Here is a 19,601-nt window from a genome sequence, read left to right as displayed (position 1 = left end):
GCGCACGACAATCATCGCGGCAATCATCACCTCGCCGCGACACCGACTCGCCATCCTGATTGTCGCGCGCTTCCCACCCAGATTGTCGCGCTATACATGGCGCCCCGACGGCCCTTCAAGAACCTCGAGCCGGCTCACCGCCCCCGCCGATGAGCCGTCCAAATGGACGTCCTTTTTGCTGTCCAATCCCATCCCGACCTCCCGACCTCCGTCCAAGCGTGACGCTTCTCGCACAGCTATCCAGATCCCGAAGCAAGGGTTCCGGCTAAGCGCTTACCGACATGATCGTTGTCGAGTGCTACGAGCCGGCTGTTGGCGATCGCGACGCGATGGGTGTAGCGGCCGAGATAGGCCAGCACCTGCGCGGGTCCGCCGAAGGGCCGCTTGGCGTAAACAATCCAGTTGACGCGCTGCATTGCGACCAGCGGATGACGCGGGTGCTGTCGATGTGATCCGCAGTCCCGCGACCTCGGAGGCTCTGAGCCTGACCGCATAGGCGGTGGTGAGCGCGGCGCGGCTCTTCAGGCTCGACACCGCCTCGAGGAACTGCACCACTTCGTCGGCGCTGAGAACGACCGGCAGCTTGCGGGGCTCTCGCGCATGGGGATGAGCGCCTCGCCGAGCGTGACGCCGTAGAAAAACCGTAGCGCACAGACAATCTGGTTCAGCGCCGGCCATGAGATGCCGGTCGAGACCAGATGCACCTGGAAGGCCCGGACGTCTTCCAGCTCTAACCGGTCAGGCGATCGGCCGAAATAGCGGCTGAACTTCGAAACCGCGCTGATGTAGGATCGCTGCGTCGCTGGCGACAGATTGCGGACTGTCATGTCCTCGATCATGCGGCGGCGAAGAGGGCTCAAATCGGCCATCTCAATACTCCTGTCTGAGGGGGGATCCAACACCCCCATCCTCTCAGCCAGGAGGCGATCTACGCCACCTCGCCACGCACGCCGCCACAGCGGCTTCGTTCAATCCAAAAGCGAAATTGCTGGGTTTGGCGGCCTCAACTCCCATTCCCTGCAATTTCAAACCGCCTCGAATCCGAAAAACAGACTCTTGCTCAATCGCTTATAACCTTGTTCACGGACGACTACCCGGCGTGAGTATGGCACCGCGTAGCACTCATCTGATGACGTTCAGGTAAGTCGTTTCGTGGCCGAATGGTAGAATTTAGCAATCACTGAGGCAGTTTGCGTCGTATCGTCAACCATTGGCCAATGACTGGCACCATAAAACTTTCGGTTCGCTATCCGATTTTCTGAGATCCATCTTGCCGTTTCCGTAGAGGTGTTTTCCGGGTTCCAGTAGAAAAGATAAGGATGCTCAAGCGCCAGAAGGGACAGCCCTGGATTGTCACCCTCGCTCGATCGGACGACATACTTCGCGAGATGCCATAGACTGTAAGCGTCGGCCTTCATAACAGCTTGCATATATCGACCTGTAACAGGATTGTCTTTGTGCATCTCGCTGAGTTCGCGCAAGAACGCGATCTTGGATTGTTCCGGATCACTACGGGCGGCCACCTTGCTGGTTAAGAATAGGTCGTACCGCGTCAGATTGCCTTCAATTGAGAATAAGCCGGAAAAGCAGTCACCTAGCCACCTGATTGCATCAATCGCGATAATCGATCCTACAGAGTGAGCAACAACACCGATCTGGCAACCAGAAAATAGCTCCCTAGCCAACTTCGTCAAATAGGCTCCATACTGCGCCGGTGGCAGAACCAGATTGCCAGTCGTGTTGGATCCGAAGCCTGGCAAATCAAAAAATACGAGCCTGAAATACTCCGCAAGTTGTGTCTCCACAAGATTCGAAAATGCCGTACTATCGTCACCAAATTCATGAACAAACAATGGTATCTTCGAGCCGGTTCCATAGATGTTGATGCCGGACTTCGAGTTGGACAAGCGCTTACCTCCGCGCAGCGAGTTCGGCTTTATACTCAGAACGAATGATCTGTGTGCCGTCGACCAGAGCTTTCATTTTAGCGAAGGCAACATCTTTCTGAACATGCCAGAACCCACCATCATTGGTTGGATGAAGGCGCTCTAAAGGAACAAACTTCAATGCGTCGCGAATGCGGGCGGCAATGTGCTCGGGAGTCTCGATCTCCGTCTTACCGAGGTTTAGCAGGCCCAAAACCACGTGCTTGTCACCGCAGGCAGTCAACATTTCGCCAGTGTATCCCGGCTCCTCATATTCGAGACTGATCGCATCAATGCCAACGATCTTCGACATGATGCTGAGGACTTGGCGATACCCATCATGTGGCCTCTTTTCAACCGAACCGTATGACGATCCATAATTCGTGTTGAGAATCAGTGGCACCGATATCCCGTCGGCCAGTTCCTCAATTGCCGCCATCCCAATCTTTTCGGCCTTCTCAGGAAAGAAGTGAAAGATCGGCTCGTCTACATGTAAAACTGAGGTACCTGCATCCTGAAGAGCTCGCAGTTCCTTGTTGAGTGCGCTTGCGAGCGCGTGAATCAGGCGCTTTTCGTCGCCATAGTATTCGTCGAGAATGCGCGACATGATTGTCAGAGGGCCAACGATCGTAGCCTTGAGCGGCCTAGATGTAAGTTTCTTGGCAAACTCCAGGTCACCAACTGTAATCGGCTCACGCCATTTCACCGGTGCTACCACGCGCGGTAGTTCAGTTTGTACCTTATTACGTTCCTCGACGGTATTGGCTCTCGTAGCCCGCCACACAGGATTCAGTGCCTGCGGCATCTCGCGTCGTCCTAAACTCTTAGAATCGATGCCGTCAAGTTTCGCATAAATATAACGATCATAAGCGACACGCCTGGCTTCCCCGTCCGTCAGCAGATCCAGCCCAGCCCGTTCCTGGTCAAAGACTGCCAGGCACACGGCGTCATCAAGAGCTTGGTCGCGAGCATCTCTTTCGACCCGCCATGCGGATTCATCGAATCGGAAAGCACGTTCATAGCGGATCAGCCATTTTGGCTTAGTGTAGCTGCCAACAATTTGCGTTGTGAGTGGAGCGAGCATGCTTATCTTCCAATTCAAGAGAGAGTCTAAATGTCAAAAGGGAATTCTTCCGCTCATTTGGCCAACAACTCGTTGGTCTCGGCGGCCATCGAAGAGAGCGCTTCATCCGGGCTCTTCCGCAACGTAACGACAGCCTGCAGATCCGTTTTGACGGCTTCTACTATCTTGGATGCATTCGGGCTGGCAAATGACTGCCATGCCGTCATTTTATCTATCTGATTGACACGTGTAATTTGCGCAAGCCGTTCCCGGCGGGCAGGATCGACGGATTTCATCGCCTGCTCATCCTGGAAGATTCTCGGGTCAATCGGCGCATTTCCAGTTTTATTGAGAACGATCAGCTGCCCCTCTTTACCCGTCGCAAACCGTATGAATCGCCATGTCGCATCCTGCTTTTTAAGATCCTTGGTAAGCATCACGATGCCTACGCCTCCAGCTGGCAACCGCCCGTCGGGTGAAGAAATAGGTGTGATCCCCAAAGCCAATTCAAATCTTCCCTTCGATTGGCTTGCGAAGGAATCATATAAAGAGTCGACACCCAAGTGAATGCCCACATTCCCGGCCGCGAAGTTCTGCCGAGCCTGATCCCGGGTCATATCAATCATACCGGCGTTTCCGAACTCCCGAAGGATCTCCAGGGCACGCAGGCCCTTGTCGTTATTGAATTCTACCGTGTTTCGGTCATCGTTCATCATTGAGCCACCAAAACTATCGATCAATGTTTGGTAGGTATAATTGCCTGATGAATCGTATTCGATGTGGCATCCGGCGATTTTTGGCTTGATATTGGCGATCTTGTTGCACAAGGCCAATAGATCTTTCCAACTGTTAGGAAGCTTCTGCGGATCGCCTCCCGCATCCTTGACTAAATCGACATTATAATAGGCGATGGGCATACTTACCGTAAACGGCAAGCCTACCGTTTGTCCGTTATAGGTCACCATGGAGCTTACCGATGGAAGAAGCTGATCGGGGCCCTTAAGTTCGGAGATGAATTTATTGAGTGGGACGGCCAAGCCTCTTTCAGCGAGGGTTGGAATGTTTTGCAAGCCTTGAAATGAAACATCTACAGTGTCACCGATGATTGCGCTTCGAAGGGTGTTTTGCAACAGTTCGGCGTGCTCACGAATTGGCGCATCTATCTTTAATCTTATGTCCGGGTTCTTCTGCATGAATGCTTCGGATATTGCTTCAACGGCTTTTTGATTAGTGCTTGGATCAGAGTAGCTAAGCCTAAGCGTTGTAATATCCGCAGAATACAGGGCAGCTGTCATCGGTAATAATGAGGCCGTCGCCCAGCACAATATTTTCAAGTGGTTCCTCATCGTAACTACTCCACGTTTAGGCGAGCCATGTCCAAACCTTGGATGGCAGGCAGTTTTCACGGTTGATGATTTATAGACAGCCGCATTGAGTGATTGTTCCAGCGGCATTCTTACTTGCACGGGAGGTGATCCATTTAACTCACGCACACCCACCCGCCTTCCAAGTATGTCGTACGCCCGACGCTTATTCGCCGCAGCTGTTGGCGATAGCCGTTTAGCCCCGTTTCAAACCGTTCAGGTGCTGCTAATGGGGATGATCGGCTTGTTTCGGAGTCGACCAACAATTCACGCAGAACCCGTCCAGTCATCCCACTTGGCGCAGGCAGTCCCATTAGTGAGAGAATGGTCGGGACAATGTCACAAACGCCTGAGGGGGTCAGGGAGGTATAATTACTTGTGTGGAAGGCGGACCCTGCCAGTATCCCGACAGAAGATAACTCTTTGGGATGCAAACCACCGTGGACTCCGAGCCCTGGACGCCGATCGTTGTCGTAGAATGTGCCGCCGACCAATCCGAATTCATCGATACTGTCGTCAGCGCGGAAACAGAAATACACATCAGGTGCGCGAGCGTGATCGGCAAAAACGATACTGCTGGCAAAACTTCCGGGAGCTACCCCTTCCACCTCGTTTCTACCCATCGTGAAGATTGGACCAACCCAAGAGTGCTCGATCAGCGCTTCAACAATTCGTTTTAGCTGCGTTGTGGATCGTTCACTCAGATACAACGCCCCAACCTGTCCTGGCACCACGACGACGTCCACACCTGATCCAGGAGCCGTTGCCGGGTTGAAGCCTACGCACTTCAAACTATCGGCGACCGAAACTCGCGTATGGGCGGTGATATGACCGTGATCCGAAAGCGCGACGATCTGCACGCCCGCAGCCCTGCCTTCGGCCTCCCACCAGTCGAGGACGCGCCCGAACTCCGCATCGCAATAGGCGATCGCCAGACGGGTCTTCGCACCGCCGGTCCCGTTGAAATGCGAGGCAGTGTCCGGCTCGCCATAGGACAGCACTGTGACGTCCGGCGCACACTTCGGCCAGATGTGCTCGAGGAAGACGGATGTAATGAGTGTCTGCGCTTCGATGTCCGGTTCACCCTGAGGGGGCACCGGGGGTAGAGGGCCGAAGCGATTTGTGATTTCCAAAAGGGCCGTTTCGGGGGTGCAAGCTTCCGGGAAGTGTCCGGAGATGCGGATATGGCCAAAGTCCTCCGCCTTGTGGTGGAAGAGGCGAGTTGTGCCCGGAGTGTTGGTCGCTAAAACCGCCACACTCTTGCCTGCACGGCCAAGGATTTCACCGAGGGTAGGAGCGGTCATCAGCATGCCGCCGCTGTCGCGATTTAGCCGGTCGAGAAGCGTGGCGTCCGCAGTGTCCACATAACGCTGTGGGTCGATGGCCCGGTCGACATACTTGTTGCCGACCATTCCGTGCCGGCTCGAAGTGGCACCGGCCACCAAGCTCGGGAAAGCCACCCGTGTTTCACTTGGATAGATCGTCCGCTGCGCGGCTAACGTTGATCCGAGCCTTTGCAACCGGGCTAGATTTGGTGTTTGGACGTCGTCAATCAAATCGGGGCGGAGGCCGTCGAAGCTGACAATCAAGAACTTATACTCGGGCAATGTCATCAAAGCCTTCCAAATCTGATGGCACGAAGCGGTTTGGATCAAGCAGGCTGATATCGCGCGGGGTGCGTTCCGATAGTGAAATTGTCGTCCCCGGCCTTTCCCGAAAAGCAGGCAGCAAACCGGGACGCCCCTTTGCCGCGAAGCGATGAGACCAGCTGCCCCATAAAATTAACCAGGCTCTCGACCTCGCCAAGCAGGGCCGCTCTTTCGAGATTATTTGGATCGCAGCTATTCCTGCAATTGAAGGCCATTTTAATGGCGTCTCACCGTTCAAGAATAGGAAAAGCATTGGCCGTCCTTCCTCCGTTATCTTCCAGCACCCACCGCGAATGGTGTTTGACTGAAAAGGCTGCAATCTGGTCATCTGGTTTCACCCAGACCTGGAACAGGCGCTCAGCTTTGATCGGAATCGTTTCCCCAGTGGAGGCTTCAACACCGTTTGACGTTGCTTCCAAGACATGATGGGCATATCGAAATGAAGCTCCGCCCCGTGCCGGACCGCCATCTCGATATGGGTGGCGACGGTTTTTCCAGTGGCATGATGGATTGGCTTTGCTCGAAGAAGTTCGCAGTGCCGGCTGGCGGGTACATGGTCGGCCAGCGCCTCGTTACCTCTGCCGGTCCAACACTTCATGGGATATTCCGTATCTCGTCGCGGTCGCAATTGAACTGCTCAGGGTTCGCTCGCCTGCCGCCGCGACGACGAGGCCGCCGATGTCGCGAAGCAGCTCGGCGCCGCTGTCCTTCTCCGGGCGACGACAGAGCTCATAAGAGTCCAGCACGAGCGGAGCATATTGCTCCTCCCGCACATAGGCCTTGCGGATCGCGCGTGTGTCTCCGTGGCTCGCCCCCCGATTATGGGCTCGCCAGTACTGTTCGAAGCCGATCACCCTGCAGCCGCGTCGCGCCAGAGTCGCCGCAGCAGCACTCCCCATGGCACGGAGACCAAGCACCGCTACGGTCATCTGGTTCATTGTCATTCCGATTATTCCTTCTCGTTGATCTCGATGACGGGGTCCTTTCCTTGGCTCCCTCTCAGCGCGTTGCGTTAACTATGTCGTCATGGCACTCGGCAATGATCCGTGTGGCGTTTTCGAGCTCTTCTTGGGACTTCGCGTGACCTATACCAATACGAATGGCTTGCGGGACGACTTCGCCGGGCAGCACGTAAGGATCGGCAGTCCCTACATTGACGCCCTGCGCACGGATGGCGGCGGCCAGCTCGGAGGCGTATGCCGATTGCGGTAGTCTGATCCAAACATGCAATGCGCCGTCTTTTGTCACGAAATCTGTTTTCGACAACAACGGCCGGACGATCTGGTGACGCGTGACCATCTCCTGACGAACCGCATCGATGATCCGCTTCGCTCCGCCAGTTTCAATCATTTGCGTCGAGACTGCCGCGCTGATCGGCGCAGCCATCCAGAATGTCGCGCGAACGCCGGGCCAGAACTGAGCTTCGCCCAAGGCCGCACTTGGGGCAACCAGATAGGCGATCTTCATACCCGCCGCTATTGTCTTGGCGACGCCCAGCATGTACCACGAACGCTCAGGCGCCAGCGCTGAGATCGGGGGCGGTAAATCTTGCGGCAAGAGGCTATAGATATCGTCTTCGAGGATCTGCAGGTCGTAACGGCGCGCTACATCGACGATGGCCTGACGACGGCCGAGCGACATTGTCGCAGTCGTCGGGTTCTGAAGCGTCGGGAGCAAATAAAGTGCCTTGGGGCGATCGCTGCGGCACAGCGCTTCGAGAGCTTCAGGAATGACTCCCTCTTCGTCCATCTCGACTCCTTTCGGTGTAAAACCGAAACGTTGTGCCAGAACAAGTATTGGCGGGTAGGTCAGGCTTTCGACGGCCAGCACATTACCTTGCCCCACCAGTCCGCCTAGCAGCATGTTAAAAGCACTCTGGGTCCCGTTGGTTACGATGACGCGGCCCGCATCTGGAATGCTTCCCAGCCGGTGACCGGTAACTACACCACCCGCCCGCCGATCTGCGTCGGTCCCCATCCAGCGATGCGCGCCTACCATTTCGCTGGGCGTATAACGCGAAAGCACACTCTGCATTGCGGAACGATATTCGGTGTCGAAAACCGCAGACACGAGCGGCGGGTGGGTTCGGCTCATCTCGATGATGGGACTGGCTGACTGGGTCATGACGGGGATTCACTTTCTCTTGCCTACCTGCGCTGACGCGATCGAATGCGGTCAAGCAGGTTCGCTGCAACTGGTTTTCTATGGTCAGCAATTAATCTGGCTCTGTCCAAGCATGGAGAAATTCGTCACATCCGCGACCACAGAAGCTGGAGGCCGTAGACCCTGTGCGAAAAGCGTCGGATCGACCCGACCGATGGCGATAGCGCGGGGCGGCGATCTCGGCATTGAGGGCGTCAGTGAGATCGACGGCCATACCGCGGTCCACGTAAAACCGGAGCGTGTTGTTGCCTTGGATGGAGATATCCGCCAGTTGGCCCGTGAGACTGTCCCGGAGCGTCGCTCGAATCAAAGCATTGCAATCTCGCTGGCTAGCGTCGATCTTGACGGAAACGCCAGGGTGCTTTGCCTCGAAAGCGCTAGCTAGCAGGCGGTACATGTCGGCCTCGGTCGAGGGTGACGCTGTCACGCGGAGTGCGATCCTGTCCTCGGCTCGAGCCGGCAATCGAGCGAAAGCGGCCGCAGAAGTCGCGGCGGCGCCCAGGAAAAGCCGGCGAGTGAAATTAGTCATGGGCCTACGTTCTTTAGAACTTGACGGCGGAACGGCGGCGTTTCACTTCACTGCCCCTCCGGTCATTCCCTCGACGAACCATTTCTGAGCGGCCAGGAAGGCGATGACGAGGGGCAGCACGACGAGGGTGGATGCGGCCATGAGGGGGCCGTAGTCGTTGCCGGCCTCCTCGGTCTTGAAGGCCATGATGCCGAGCGGGGGTGGCATGAGAGACTGGTCGCGCACCGCGATCAGCGGCCAGAAAAGATCGTTCCAGTGGCCAACCACGGAGAAAATTGAGAAAGCGATGACGGCCGGCAGCGCCATCGGCACCATGATCTTCCACACGACCGCGATTTCTGAGAGACCGTCGAGCCGCGCGGCATGGACCACGTCATCGGGAATGGTCTTGAAGAACTGGCGGAACAGGAAGATGCCGAAGGGCGAGACCACATAAGGGAAGATAAGCGCAGCATACGTGTTGAGAATGCCAAGCTGGTAACCGAGGACGAAGAGCGGCAGCGAGAGCACCTGGTGCGGCAGCAACAGACCGATCAACACCATGGCGAAGAGCAGGTCGCGGCCGGGAAAGCGAATCTTGGCGAGCGCATAGGCGCAAGGGGCGCAGACGAGGATCTGAAGGCCGAGGATTAGAGCACAAACGATCAGGCCATTGCCCATATAGCGCGGCAGCGGCGCTTCTGTGAGCGCCTTGGTGTAGTTCTCGACGCCATAGAATTGCGCCGGCCAGAAGGAGAAGGAGGCGCGGAAGATCTCGCCGGGTGGCTTGATCGACAGCGACACCATCCAGACGACAGGTACAAGAATGAGCGCGCCGGTGGTGAGTAGAACCGCATGGCGGACGATGGCGGACGGCTGCAACAAGCGGTTGGGGTGCATGTTGATGCTCATTGGTAATGCACCTTCCTATCCATGAGCCGGGCTTGAGCGAGGGTGAGGGTCACGACGATGGCGAGAAAGACGACCGCAACGGCGGCGCCATATCCGGTGCGCAGATACTCAAAGCTCTCCCGATATAGCGTGTAGAGCAGCATTTCAGATGCGTGGCCGGGCCCGCCTTGGGTAAGCACTTTCACGGTGTCGAAAGACTCGAATGCCCTCAGCGCCACGACGATGACAACGAACATCGAGACCGGCCCGAGCAGCGGCAAGGTGACGGTGCGAAATCGGTCGAGCCAAAGGTCAGCACCGTCGATATCGGCAGCATCGTAGAGATCCTGCGGGATGCTCTTCAGGCCCGCCAGAAACAGCACCATGGCGTAGCCGAGGTTCTGCCAGATACCGATGACGGCCAGCACCGGGAGGGCCCTATTCTCGTCGCGCAGCCAGTTGGCGGTCGGCAGGCCGATGGCGGCGAGCGTCTGGTTGACGAGGCCGATCGTGGGATGCAGCAATGCCTCCCAAGCGACCGCCATGGCCGTGAGCGTCGCCATGAAGGGCAGGAAGTGGATGGCGCGGTAAAAGGAGCGGCAGGACTTTCCGCTTTCGATCAGAAGCGCAATCAGAAGGCCAAAGACGAGGGTGCCCGGCACGACGATCAGAACGTAGACGATTGTGTTGACGAGCGAGGCCCTAAAACCATCGTCAGCGAAGACCTCGCGGAAGTTGGCGAGGCCGACAAAGGCGAGCGTCAGCGCGCCGAACTGCCAGTCGGTGAGCGCGATGACAAGGACGCCGATCACCGGCAGGAAGAACAGGGCGAGCAGAAAGAAGACCGCCGGCCCGGCCAGCGCCCAACCCGCCAGCGCTTCTGTAAAGGCCCGCCTGCGGGCCGGAGCCACGGCGGGGAATGGGAGTGCTCGAACGCTGCCCGTCGCAGATGGCTCGTTGGGAGCGCCGGTAAGAGCAAGAGGCTCGCTCATCGGGCTACCTCCCGGATCGGCGTGACCGATGCCCGGCCGGATTCGACTTCTTGGCGCAAACGCCGCCCATCATGATCAAACAGAAGCACGCGGTCTGGCCCGACGCCGACGTGTAGGGTCTGGCCGGGGGCGACATGAGGCGCCCGTTCGGCCAGCAGCCTTGCGATCAACGGATGATCGCCGCCCGCCAGATCGAGATGGACGAAGAGATCGGAGCCCATATGCTCGATCATGCGCACGGAACCGGTCAGTGCGCCCTGCCCGCCGCGTTCGGCGAGATGAAAAGCCTCGGGGCGAATGCCGAGGGTGAGATGCGCTCCGGCAAGCGCATCGGCCCCGATCGCAAGCGTCGATCCGGCCACATCGATCAGGCCACGTTCGCGCACCACACCGTCGAGCATGTTGATCTTGGGCGAACCGATGAATTCGGCGACGCGCCGGTCGTCCGGATCGGCATAGATCTCCTGCGGCGGAGCGACCTGCAACAACTCGCCGTCGAGCATCACAGCCACGCGGTCCGACAGCGTCATGGCCTCGGCTTGGTCATGAGTGACATAGACGAAGGTGACCCCGAGCCGCTGGTGCAGTTCCTTGATTTCGGCGCGCATCTGTACACGGAGCTTGGCGTCGAGGTTGGACAGCGGCTCGTCCATCAGGAAAACAGCCGGATGGCGCACCATCGCCCGGCCGACCGCCACACGCTGGCGCTGGCCGCCGGAGAGCTGCCCCGGTTTGCGAGCCAGGAGGTGGCCGATGCCGAGGGACTTGGCCGTACGGATGACTTCCGCGTCGATCTCGGCAGCGATCCGCGCCGTTCCCGGCAGCAGGCGGCCCAGAAGAGGAAGCCTCTGGAAGGTCGAGAGCCGGCGCATTCGAAGCGGCAGGCCCATGTTGGAGGCAACCGTCATATGGGGATAGAGCGCGTAAGACTGGAACACCATCGCTACGTCCCGGCACTTCGGCCTCAGGTTGTCGACCGCCCGCTCGCCGATCGAGAGCGAACCTGCATCCTGCACCTCGAGTCCCGCCAGGACACGCAGCAGCGTCGACTTCCCACACCCCGATGGTCCCAACAAGGTCAGGAACTCGCCATTCGCTATCGACAGCGAAACACCACGCAAGACGGACGTCGCGCCGTAATTCTTATGGATGCTGTCAATCGATACGGATGCCATTGCCGTTACCTCCACATCGTCATGAAAACTCCTGCGGAGCACGGCACCGAGATTATCCCGTTTGGACGTGTACGCTGGCGTGCCAGACCTTAGAAACTCGTACTGCTACAGTCGGATGACGCTCATCGAATACTTCGATATGTACATCCGCAGATGCGATGACGTGTTCCGCTCTTTGGAGAGCGACGGAAAGTAAGCGCAATCGGTGAGTGCGGTGCGCAACTTTCGTGGAAAGGTCTCGTGGGCGACGCGGGTGGCAAAGGCTCGGTATCAGCCGGAGTTTCGGCCAGCATCCTCGCTGTCGGGAAAACTATCTTGAGTCAAAGGTCGCCGAGTTGGGCAGCCGAACAGCGAATTGTCGGCCTCTGCCGACGCCCTCGCTAAGCGAGCGATCCTGTTAACTGCGGAGCGCATGCATCGGTGCGACAAAACGGAAGCGAACCGCACCGGCGTGCGCACCTATCACAATGTTTTTTCTAGGCGCGCTTGTTCAAATCTTCAGTCTCACTTGTCCGAGATGGGACGAGCCGTGACCAAAGTCATCAGTGTTCTGATCTTGCTCGCGGCTTCGACCGCTGGATGGCGCGCCTGCGAGAAAGGCATGTCGATGCGACAGGCGTAAAGGATCGTAGTTATCGATGCCTTCATTTGAAAACGCGATGGTCTGATTGGTTAACCCGTCAAGGAACGAGTAGAAGTCGTCGGGAATTTTTGCTTTGAACTTCGCAGGTATCCTATCTTGTCTCTCGTTGCAGAACGGCTCAATGCCGTCCGTCCCTCCGAAACCAAGGCCATGACGGCCCGCGCCGCCGAACTGAAAGATCAGGGCGCCGATGTGATCACGCTCAGCCAGGGCGAACCGGATTTCGACACGCCGTCTGCTGTCTGCGAAGCCGGTATCCGGGCGATCCGCGATGGGCGGACGAAATACACCGCGGTCGCCGGTATCAAGCCGCTGCGCAAAGTGATCCGCGAGAGCTTCCGCCGCGATCACGGGCTCGACTACGACATCGACCAAATTACGGTCGGCTGTGGGGCCAAGCAGGTCGTATTCAACGCACTGTTCGCCACCCTCGACCCGGGCGACGAGGTGGTGATCCCGACACCCTGCTGGGTCTCCTATCCCGATATGGTGGCGCTGGCTGGCGGCAAGCCGGTTCTCGTCGCCAGCGATGAATTCCGTGGCTTCAAGCTTCGCCCCGAGGCGCTGGAAGCTGCGATCACGCCGCGCACCAAGTGGCTCATGCTGAACTCGCCGTCCAATCCGACCGGTGCGGTGTACAGCGGAGGCGAATTGCTCGCGCTCGCTGCGGTGTTGCGCCGCCATGGCCATGTCCATGTGCTCTCCGACGATATTTATGAAAAGCTCACCTACAACGCCGACTTTGCTACCATGGCGGCGGTCGCGCCGGACCTCCACGAGCGCACGCTGACGGTCAACGGCGTGTCCAAGGCCGACGCGATGACTGGCTGGCGCGTCGGTTATGGCGCGGGGCCTCTGGCGCTGATCAAGGCCATGAACCTCATCCAGGGCCAGACCTCCTCGCACACCAGTTCGATTTCCCAATATGCCGCCATCGAGGCGCTGTCCGGCGGGCGGAAGCATATCCAGGAATTCGCGAGCGCCTTTCTGCAGCGCCGCGACCTCGTCGTTGCCAAGCTGAACCAGGCCACGGGGCTTTCATGTCGCGTGCCGGACGGCGCCTTCTACGTTTTTCCCTCTTGCGCGGGTGCTATCGGCAAGCGCACACCGGGCGGCAAGGTGATCGAAACCGACACCGATTTTGCCATGTACCTGCTCGAAGCATTCGCCGTAGCCGTCGTGCCCGGAAGCGGATTTATGGCCTCGCCCTATATCCGCATTTCCTACGCCTCATCGCTCGAGGACCTCACCCGCGCCTGCGACCGCATCATCGCCGCCTGCGCAGCCCTGTCCTGAAAGATCTCCAGATGTCCCCTGCCAAACGCCTTCGCGCTCGCATGGCCGAGACCAGCCTTGTCCACATCATGGCCGCCCACAGCCCGCTTTCGGCGATCGTCGCCGAAGAAGCCGGATTCGATGGCCTGTGGGCCTCCGGCTTCGAGTTGTCGGCGCTTTACGGCCTGCCGGACATGAGCCTGATCTCGATGACCCAGCATCTCGACATGCTGCGGGCGATCGCCGGACGCACGACGCTGCCGATCGTCGCCGATATCGATACCGGCTACGGCAACGCAATCAATGTCATCCATGCGATCGGCGAATACGAGCGGGCCGGTGCGAGTGCCGTCGTCATCGAAGACAAGACCTTTCCGAAAGTGACGAGCCTCGTTGCCGGTGGGCGCCAGGAACTGCTGCGCATTGAGGAGTTCAAGGGCAAAATCGCGGCCGCCGTCACGACAAGACGGGATCCGGATTTTCTCGTGATCGCCCGCACCGAAGCGCTGATCGCAGGCCTCGGCGAAACCGAAGCCCTGCAGCGTGCGCAAGCCTATGTGGATGCTGGCGCCGACATGATCTTGATCCATTCGAAAAAGAGGGATCCTTCCGAGATCGAAAGCTTTTCGCGCGCCTGGACCGGATCGGTGCCGCTGGCGATCGTGCCGAACGCGTACCCGGAACTTAATGCCGAGCGCGTCAAGGCGCTCGGCAATATTCGCATGACGATCTACGGCAACTACGGGATCCGCGCTGCTGCAACTGGCATGCAGGAAACCTTCCGCCGGATCATCGCCGATGGCGGCGTCCAGAACGTTCACAAGGACATTCTGCCGGTGGAGGAGATTTTTAGACTTCAGAGGATGGACGAGATTAAATCAGCCGAATCTCGCTTTCTTTGCTGATCCGTTCCAGCCGCGCCGCGAATGGCGAGGTTTTCCGCGCGATAGGCCATTACGCCGCTCATTTTGGCTTAGGCCGTTTTTGCGCGCGATATATCGTTTATAAGCAGTAATCCGGCGACAACCATCGAATAATGTGCTGGGAACTTTCATTTTGTCGTGGCCTGCTGCCAGTAAGAACTGGCGACAATTTTCTGGAATAGAAGATGGCCACCGAAGACAATGAAGTGCCCCTCAACGCGATCCGCGTGTTCGTGATGATCGCGCGAGAAGGAAGCGTCACGCGCGCGGCTCACGCATTGGGAATGACCCAGAGCTCCGTCAGCCGCTACCTGGCCGTGCTGCAGGACCATCTGGGCACAGACCTCATGCAACGACGCGGCAAGCGGAGCGAATTGACGGAATTCGGACGGCTCTTTGCGAACACAGTCGCCGAGCCGCTAGACACCGTGTGCTTCACCGCTAAGAGAATGCGCCGGCGGGATCGTCCAGACGTCAATCGGCTTGTGGTCCGCACGTCGCTTTCGACCTTCGCGTACTCTCTTCTGATTCCGAATCTCCAGGCATTTTCCGCTGAAATGGGCGGCGTCATCGTGGATGTGATCAGCTCACTGTCACTGCCCATATCCTCCGACGATTTCGACATCCTGATTACACGAGATCTTTCCATCGTCGAACCGGCCGACGATTGGGAAATCTACAACGAGCAACTGGTCTGTGTGGGCTCTCCAAATCACGTCGATGGTAAAGGCCTCTCGATTGTTCGCGCAATGCCGATTCTGAATATCACATCCCGGCCCGACATACTGCCCACATGGCTGCGGGCGATGAACCTGACCACTAAAGACATAAGCTCGGGGGCGCGTTATGATCACAATTACCTGGCTCTACCGGCGGTCATGACGGGAAAATGCCTTCTGGTAGCGCCCGAAATCATTGTCAGCGATCTGGTGCGCGGGGGCGCTCTACATGTGATACCAGGATCACGTGCGCCCAGCGGCATGCACTATCGGGCCTATGCGGTCGACCGCAGTGACAATCCCGAAATTTCTCGCGCTTTTTGCCGTTGGCTAGTCCGCCTTTGTAAAAAGGCCACGCTTCCGGAAGCCGCTTGATATCGCATGAGGTCTCCAGATGGTCATCTCCAATCCGACTTATTGGATGGCTGAAGAGCTGATTGCGCCACCAATCACGAGCTCGCCGCGCCAAGGCCCATCGACCGCTGGACTCTGATCTAGCTAGTCTAATCAGGTTTCGCAAAAGAGTGACGGAGCGCGCCGCTCCGACACGCGAATGGGACGAAGCCGGATCGCCGCGCAACGCGCAGGAAACGCTTCGGCGCGTGTATAGCGCGCGAGCGCCCTAGCGCTTCAGTCATGATGACGCAACATCGCCGGACTGGCGCAACGCGCAACGCCTCGTGTAATCGCGAAGGCCAAAACGCAGGAAGCGCGCATGCTCTCATCCTTGTCGGACTGATCTCCCGCGCTCAGATGCGAATTTTCGAGCGCGGTGGAAACTCCCTTGTTGGCGCAAGCCAAACCAAATAGGTGTGTCGGTTGTTGGCGCCTAGCTCGACGTGAGCGCGACAGCTCCGGCTATACCCGGATCAGCGCGTAACGTCGGACGGCGTGTCTCAAAGCATCCGCCCTGATCGATAGTTAGATTCACGATCTCGCATCGCGCAACAGACATCGAATAGTTTGATGAAACGCCCTGGTTTTGCGATGGATGACATCCGCCCTCGTTGGGCTCGGGCTACAATCTGAGCGCGTCTTGCAGCATGGCAGCGGCCGATGACGTAAGCCCGATGCAGGTCCGCGAGATGCCTTGAGCAACGACTGTCTCACAGTAACAGGGGAGCGCTTAGAGCTTCGCAAATGCATCACATCTCTCAAACATTTGTGCGTAGTCGGTCGATCATAAGCAGTGCATTGATCTCGACTGGAACCATCTTTCGCAATCCCGAATGTGAGCCTGTGCTGAGCATGCAAAGCCGGGGGGACCCGCGGTGGGTCATCTGGCTGGGCTCGGCCGCTGGCGGACCGTCCCACACAACTAAAAATCGTCACAATCCATGCGCACAGCTTCGCTACCTTCGATTAATTTGGTAAGTGTGCGATGGATGATCCAGGCTCGCGACTGTCTATCGAAGCACCTCGAATTCCGAACCTTGATCCTCGGCAACTTCGCTATGCTGTTATAGCCGCGGACTTCGGAAGTCTCCGACAGGCGGCTGACGTACCTCTTGTCAGGCAAACGACGCTTAGCCGCTCGATACGACAGCTCGAGCATCTCGTGGGTATTGCGATTTTTGAGCGGTCGAACGCTGGCATTCGTCGACAGCCGCAAGTCGTACTTTTTTCGTATCGCGCGGTTCATACTCGAAAACATGGAGGTCTCTCAGCGCCAGAAATCTGCGTGCGCCATGCTTGAATTCAGGTAACGATTCCCAAATCGACCTGATTACGGCTGAGCGATCAGGAACACTTCCGCGGGCCGAGACGCTCGAATTTTCTGCGCAATGGAGGCCAGATAACGAGATCCCTGCTCTGGAGAGGCTCATCGATTGCGCCTGCCCTCCATAGGGCTGACTGATTTAAACGGCCAAGAAAGGCAAGCCACCGTGGAAGTCCACTCAACTCGCGATAGGAGGCAATAGGTGGGCTGCGGCCTCAATCGACACATATGAGGAAAATGAAGGAGAGCAGCATGTCCAGTTTGAGGCTATCGGTTCGCAACCCACCTCTGAACACATCGAAAGAGAGGACTGAGAAAGCTCGATTGACGGCCACCATGAAAAGGCGGGCGCTCAAGCGCAAGATCAAAGCTTCCAAAATTTCGGTGGTGTCCTCGTCTGGGTCGACGCCGGAACCGGAATCCTAGCTATTCCGAATTGACCGCACCTCACAGTAGTCAACGAATTCGCTGGCACGGGTGCTGAAGAAGCGCAAGCAAATGGAGTGACCCATTCAAGAAACAATTTTGTCACCGGCAACTCGCCATAGGGCTTCGACCGCGCCTGTGGAATTTCGAGATCTACGCTGGGCGATCGCCGCATCCCAGCACCGAAGCCTGCGGCAAGCGGCGGAGACGCTCAACATCAAGCAGTCGACTCTTAGTCGCCACTTGCGCAATCTCGAATGCAAGTTGGGCAGCACTCTGTTCGAGCGCACAAATGGCGGTACGCGACCGACCATTGAAGGTCAGGAATTCCTTGATGCCGCCCGGCGCGTCGTGGGCGAAGCTGATGCAATGACCGCTCGTCTCAAGACCCGCTCGCGTGGCGAGAGCGGTCGGTTGACCATCGGCATCCACACCTCCCTCTCAGCCGGCAATCTCCGGGCCACTCTCCTCGAGCACCGGCACCGCTTCCCCGATGTCGATAGGCAACTGGTCGACGGCTCGAGAGACCATTTGATCTCGGATCTCGCCAGCTCCGCCGTTGACGTCACCTTCGTGGTCGAGCCCAACCCGAAATGGAGTGACAGGTCATTGTTGCTCTGGAGCGAGCGTGTCGTCGCCGCCCTCCCCGCGAACCATCCGTTGGCGGGCCGTGACGTAGTTCACTGGGGCGAACTGAGGCGCGAATCGCTTTTAATGTCACAGCGAGGCCCGGGACCGGAATTCCTGAAGCTCCTCATCAGCAAATTGGGATCCTCCGACCCTTGCCTGCTGCTTCGCCATGATGTCGTGCTCGACCGCCTCCTCTCCTTGGTCGGCGTGGGCTGGGGCATTCTACTGATATTGGAAAGTGCGACTGGCGCAGTCTATCCGGGTGTCACCTTCCGCGAGGTGCATGATGCCGAGGGTCCGACGCGGCTGAGCTTCCGCGCCTATTGGCGGCAGGCCAACTCCAATCCATCGCTGGGTCCATTCCTCGACCTACTTCGCGAGCGCTATCCGGATCTTTCCGGTGACGCAGGTGCGGGCTGAGCAGCATTTCGCCGCGCCTTCGCAAAGGCGCGGTCGGTCGCGATGAAACGCTCGATCATCGGCGCGATCAAATTGGCCAGCTCGATCGGGATTGTCGCGTTTCCGATACGCGTCAGAATCTCGGCATAGCTTTTGAGGTCCCTGAGGACCGCTGCTGGCAGCTCGATAGTGAGCTTGACCGGCTTGTCGTCTTCAAGGGGGCCCAAGCTTTAGGTTCGTCACGGTGTTCCTCCCTTGCGGTAGGGCGCCAGCACTAGGTCGCGCGTGACGATCACGCGGACCGGAAAACTTGGCCGGACGGTCAGCGATGGCTGGATGTTGAGCTGGCGCTGCACGATCTGCTGCCCGGTCTGGTTGATGCTGTTGGACGCGCCGCTGCGGATCGCTTGAACAAGGTTGTTCTCGTCCTGGCTCGTGCCCGCCTCGGCTCCGACGCTGAGCATGGTCGAGAGAACGGAGGCCTTGAACAGCATGCCCCAATGGTTGTCGACCTCGTCCTCGAGCCCAGCATAACCACCGGTGTCGGCGCCGGGCTGGCGCTCCAAGGCGATCGAGTTGCCGTCGGGCATGATGATGCGGGTCCAGACCAAGAGGATCCGGCTCTGGCCGAAAGCCACGGAGCTGTCGTATTGGCCGATTAGATTCGCACCCTGCGGGACCAGAAGATATTTGCCGGACGGACTGTCATAGACCGCCTCCGTGATCTGGGCGGTGATCCTGGCCCGGTGCCGTATAAACCTGCTATAGAGCGCCGCCGGAGAACGGATACACCTGGACCGCGTTGATGAAACCGGTGCGGACCGGCTGCACCCGTGCTGCGGCGGTTGGCCTGTTTGACGCGAACCTTCGGATCAGCAGCTTCCGGGATTCGTTTGCCGGCGGCGATCGGTTTCAAGGGCCCTGGTAGCGGCAGGGGTTTGGCAATTCCACGATCTTGACGGGCGACGGCGGATCGGCGGTGAGCGTTGCCGGCTCCGCGGTATCGTAGTTGATGTCGGCGGATGAGATTGTGCGCGCAGCCGCCGTGCGTCGCGACGGGCAGCAGCAAAGCCGTAAGTGCGGATTTACGGAAGCACGTATCCCTGTCTTTCCGGCTTTGCTGAACGATTGAGAGA

General features: G+C 58.2%; 16 protein-coding genes and 4 pseudogenes. 6 read left to right on the top strand and 14 right to left on the bottom strand.

All coding sequences use genetic code 11. The features are described 5' to 3' along the window. Positions 1 to 290: 290 nt before the first annotated feature. The 8 genes and pseudogenes from ABID58_RS35930 to ABID58_RS35895 all read right to left on the bottom strand — a co-directional run. Positions 291 to 410: pseudogene (locus ABID58_RS35930) on the bottom strand (transposase); the annotation flags it as partial. Positions 411 to 450: 40 nt separating this feature from the next. After that, positions 451 to 869 (bottom strand): annotated as a pseudogene (locus tag ABID58_RS35925) (tyrosine-type recombinase/integrase); the annotation flags it as partial. A gap of 267 nt (positions 870 to 1,136) precedes the next feature. Further along, positions 1,137 to 1,907, bottom strand: coding sequence for an alpha/beta fold hydrolase (locus ABID58_RS35920; RefSeq protein ID WP_354037604.1), 771 nt, complete (start codon positions 1,905 to 1,907; stop codon positions 1,137 to 1,139). Positions 1,908 to 1,911: 4 nt separating this feature from the next. Beyond that, positions 1,912 to 3,009 (bottom strand): hypothetical protein, encoded by a 1,098-nt coding sequence (locus tag ABID58_RS35915; RefSeq protein WP_354037603.1) that lies wholly within the window; start codon positions 3,007 to 3,009, stop codon positions 1,912 to 1,914. A gap of 53 nt (positions 3,010 to 3,062) precedes the next feature. Beyond that, positions 3,063 to 4,442, bottom strand: a complete 1,380-nt coding sequence (locus tag ABID58_RS35910) for an extracellular solute-binding protein (protein ID WP_354037602.1) — start codon at positions 4,440 to 4,442, stop codon at positions 3,063 to 3,065. A 26-nt stretch (positions 4,443 to 4,468) separates the two neighbouring features. Continuing rightward, on the bottom strand, positions 4,469 to 5,965 hold the full coding sequence (locus ABID58_RS35905; RefSeq protein ID WP_354037601.1) for an alkaline phosphatase family protein: 1,497 nt from the start codon (positions 5,963 to 5,965) through the stop codon (positions 4,469 to 4,471). 608 nt (positions 5,966 to 6,573) lie between these two features. After that, positions 6,574 to 6,939, bottom strand: coding sequence for an FAD-dependent oxidoreductase (locus tag ABID58_RS35900; RefSeq protein WP_354037600.1), 366 nt, complete (start codon positions 6,937 to 6,939; stop codon positions 6,574 to 6,576). A gap of 61 nt (positions 6,940 to 7,000) precedes the next feature. Beyond that, the gene (locus tag ABID58_RS35895) at positions 7,001 to 8,125 is read right to left on the bottom strand and encodes an aminotransferase-like domain-containing protein (protein WP_354037599.1); all 1,125 of its coding nucleotides are present in this window, start codon (positions 8,123 to 8,125) and stop codon (positions 7,001 to 7,003) included. On the opposite strand from ABID58_RS35895, the gene ABID58_RS35890 reads away from it, so the two are divergent. Then, on the top strand, positions 8,124 to 8,549 hold the full coding sequence (locus ABID58_RS35890; RefSeq protein ID WP_354037598.1) for a hypothetical protein: 426 nt from the start codon (positions 8,124 to 8,126) through the stop codon (positions 8,547 to 8,549). The genes ABID58_RS35895 and ABID58_RS35890 overlap by 2 nt on opposite strands. 186 nt (positions 8,550 to 8,735) lie before the next feature. On the opposite strand, the gene ABID58_RS35885 is transcribed toward ABID58_RS35890, so the two are convergent. From ABID58_RS35885 to ABID58_RS35875, 3 genes are read right to left on the bottom strand one after another with little or no spacing between them, the layout of a single operon-like run. After that, on the bottom strand, positions 8,736 to 9,584 hold the full coding sequence (locus ABID58_RS35885) for a carbohydrate ABC transporter permease (RefSeq protein WP_354037597.1): 849 nt from the start codon (positions 9,582 to 9,584) through the stop codon (positions 8,736 to 8,738). After that, positions 9,581 to 10,555, bottom strand: coding sequence for a carbohydrate ABC transporter permease (locus ABID58_RS35880; RefSeq protein ID WP_354037596.1), 975 nt, complete (start codon positions 10,553 to 10,555; stop codon positions 9,581 to 9,583). Before ABID58_RS35880 ends, ABID58_RS35885 begins: the two co-directional genes overlap by 4 nt. Then, entirely contained in the window at positions 10,552 to 11,730 is a 1,179-nt protein-coding gene (locus ABID58_RS35875; protein WP_354037595.1) for an ABC transporter ATP-binding protein, read from the bottom strand. Before ABID58_RS35875 ends, ABID58_RS35880 begins: the two co-directional genes overlap by 4 nt. Before the next feature lie 739 nt (positions 11,731 to 12,469). Here ABID58_RS35875 and ABID58_RS35870 point away from each other — a divergent pair. From ABID58_RS35870 to ABID58_RS35850, 5 genes are all read left to right on the top strand, one after another. Beyond that, positions 12,470 to 13,669, top strand: coding sequence for a pyridoxal phosphate-dependent aminotransferase (locus tag ABID58_RS35870; protein ID WP_354037594.1), 1,200 nt, complete (start codon positions 12,470 to 12,472; stop codon positions 13,667 to 13,669). 41 nt (positions 13,670 to 13,710) lie between these two features. Further along, on the top strand, positions 13,711 to 14,553 hold the full coding sequence (locus tag ABID58_RS35865) for an isocitrate lyase/phosphoenolpyruvate mutase family protein (RefSeq protein WP_354037593.1): 843 nt from the start codon (positions 13,711 to 13,713) through the stop codon (positions 14,551 to 14,553). Between the two features lie 203 nt (positions 14,554 to 14,756). Next, positions 14,757 to 15,665, top strand: a complete 909-nt coding sequence (locus ABID58_RS35860) for a LysR family transcriptional regulator (RefSeq protein WP_354037592.1) — start codon at positions 14,757 to 14,759, stop codon at positions 15,663 to 15,665. Between the two features lie 1,006 nt (positions 15,666 to 16,671). Continuing rightward, positions 16,672 to 16,986 (top strand): helix-turn-helix domain-containing protein, encoded by a 315-nt coding sequence (locus tag ABID58_RS35855; RefSeq protein ID WP_354037591.1) that lies wholly within the window; start codon positions 16,672 to 16,674, stop codon positions 16,984 to 16,986. A gap of 588 nt (positions 16,987 to 17,574) precedes the next feature. Then, positions 17,575 to 18,486 carry a LysR family transcriptional regulator gene (locus ABID58_RS35850; protein WP_354037590.1) on the top strand — a complete coding sequence of 304 codons (912 nt, stop codon included), beginning with the start codon at positions 17,575 to 17,577 and terminating at the stop codon, positions 18,484 to 18,486. On the opposite strand, the gene ABID58_RS35845 is transcribed toward ABID58_RS35850, so the two are convergent. The 3 genes and pseudogenes from ABID58_RS35845 to ABID58_RS35835 all read right to left on the bottom strand — a co-directional run. Continuing rightward, positions 18,450 to 18,692 carry a DUF2274 domain-containing protein gene (locus tag ABID58_RS35845; RefSeq protein WP_354037589.1) on the bottom strand — a complete coding sequence of 81 codons (243 nt, stop codon included), beginning with the start codon at positions 18,690 to 18,692 and terminating at the stop codon, positions 18,450 to 18,452. The genes ABID58_RS35850 and ABID58_RS35845 overlap by 37 nt on opposite strands. 12 nt (positions 18,693 to 18,704) lie before the next feature. Further along, positions 18,705 to 19,205 (bottom strand): annotated as a pseudogene (locus ABID58_RS35840) (TraB/TrbI/VirB10 family type IV secretion system protein); the annotation flags it as partial. Between the two features lie 25 nt (positions 19,206 to 19,230). Continuing rightward, a pseudogene (locus tag ABID58_RS35835) lies at positions 19,231 to 19,594 on the bottom strand (P-type conjugative transfer protein TrbG); the annotation flags it as partial. Positions 19,595 to 19,601 lie beyond the last annotated feature (7 nt).

It is taken from the genome of Bradyrhizobium sp. S3.2.6 (genome assembly GCF_040546885.1).
Lineage (GTDB): Bacteria > Pseudomonadota > Alphaproteobacteria > Rhizobiales > Xanthobacteraceae > Bradyrhizobium > Bradyrhizobium cytisi.
This window is presented reverse-complemented; position numbering and strand designations above follow the sequence as displayed.

Bases quoted from the DNA above. Each gene is read 5' to 3' on its own strand.
- ABID58_RS35915 (WP_354037603.1), bottom strand. From the start codon at position 3,009: ATGCTCGCTCCACTCACAACGCAAATTGTTGGCAGCTACACTAAGCCA.
- ABID58_RS35910 (WP_354037602.1), bottom strand. From the start codon at position 4,442: ATGCCGCTGGAACAATCACTCAATGCGGCTGTCTATAAATCATCAACC.
- ABID58_RS35905 (WP_354037601.1), bottom strand. From the start codon at position 5,965: ATGACATTGCCCGAGTATAAGTTCTTGATTGTCAGCTTCGACGGCCTC.
- ABID58_RS35900 (WP_354037600.1), bottom strand. From the start codon at position 6,939: ATGAACCAGATGACCGTAGCGGTGCTTGGTCTCCGTGCCATGGGGAGT.
- ABID58_RS35890 (WP_354037598.1), top strand. From the start codon at position 8,124: ATGACGGGGATTCACTTTCTCTTGCCTACCTGCGCTGACGCGATCGAA.
- ABID58_RS35895 (WP_354037599.1), bottom strand. From the start codon at position 8,125: ATGACCCAGTCAGCCAGTCCCATCATCGAGATGAGCCGAACCCACCCG.
- ABID58_RS35885 (WP_354037597.1), bottom strand. From the start codon at position 9,584: ATGAGCATCAACATGCACCCCAACCGCTTGTTGCAGCCGTCCGCCATC.
- ABID58_RS35880 (WP_354037596.1), bottom strand. From the start codon at position 10,555: ATGAGCGAGCCTCTTGCTCTTACCGGCGCTCCCAACGAGCCATCTGCG.
- ABID58_RS35875 (WP_354037595.1), bottom strand. From the start codon at position 11,730: ATGGCATCCGTATCGATTGACAGCATCCATAAGAATTACGGCGCGACG.
- ABID58_RS35865 (WP_354037593.1), top strand. From the start codon at position 13,711: ATGGCCGAGACCAGCCTTGTCCACATCATGGCCGCCCACAGCCCGCTT.
- ABID58_RS35860 (WP_354037592.1), top strand. From the start codon at position 14,757: ATGGCCACCGAAGACAATGAAGTGCCCCTCAACGCGATCCGCGTGTTC.
- ABID58_RS35855 (WP_354037591.1), top strand. From the start codon at position 16,672: ATGGATGATCCAGGCTCGCGACTGTCTATCGAAGCACCTCGAATTCCG.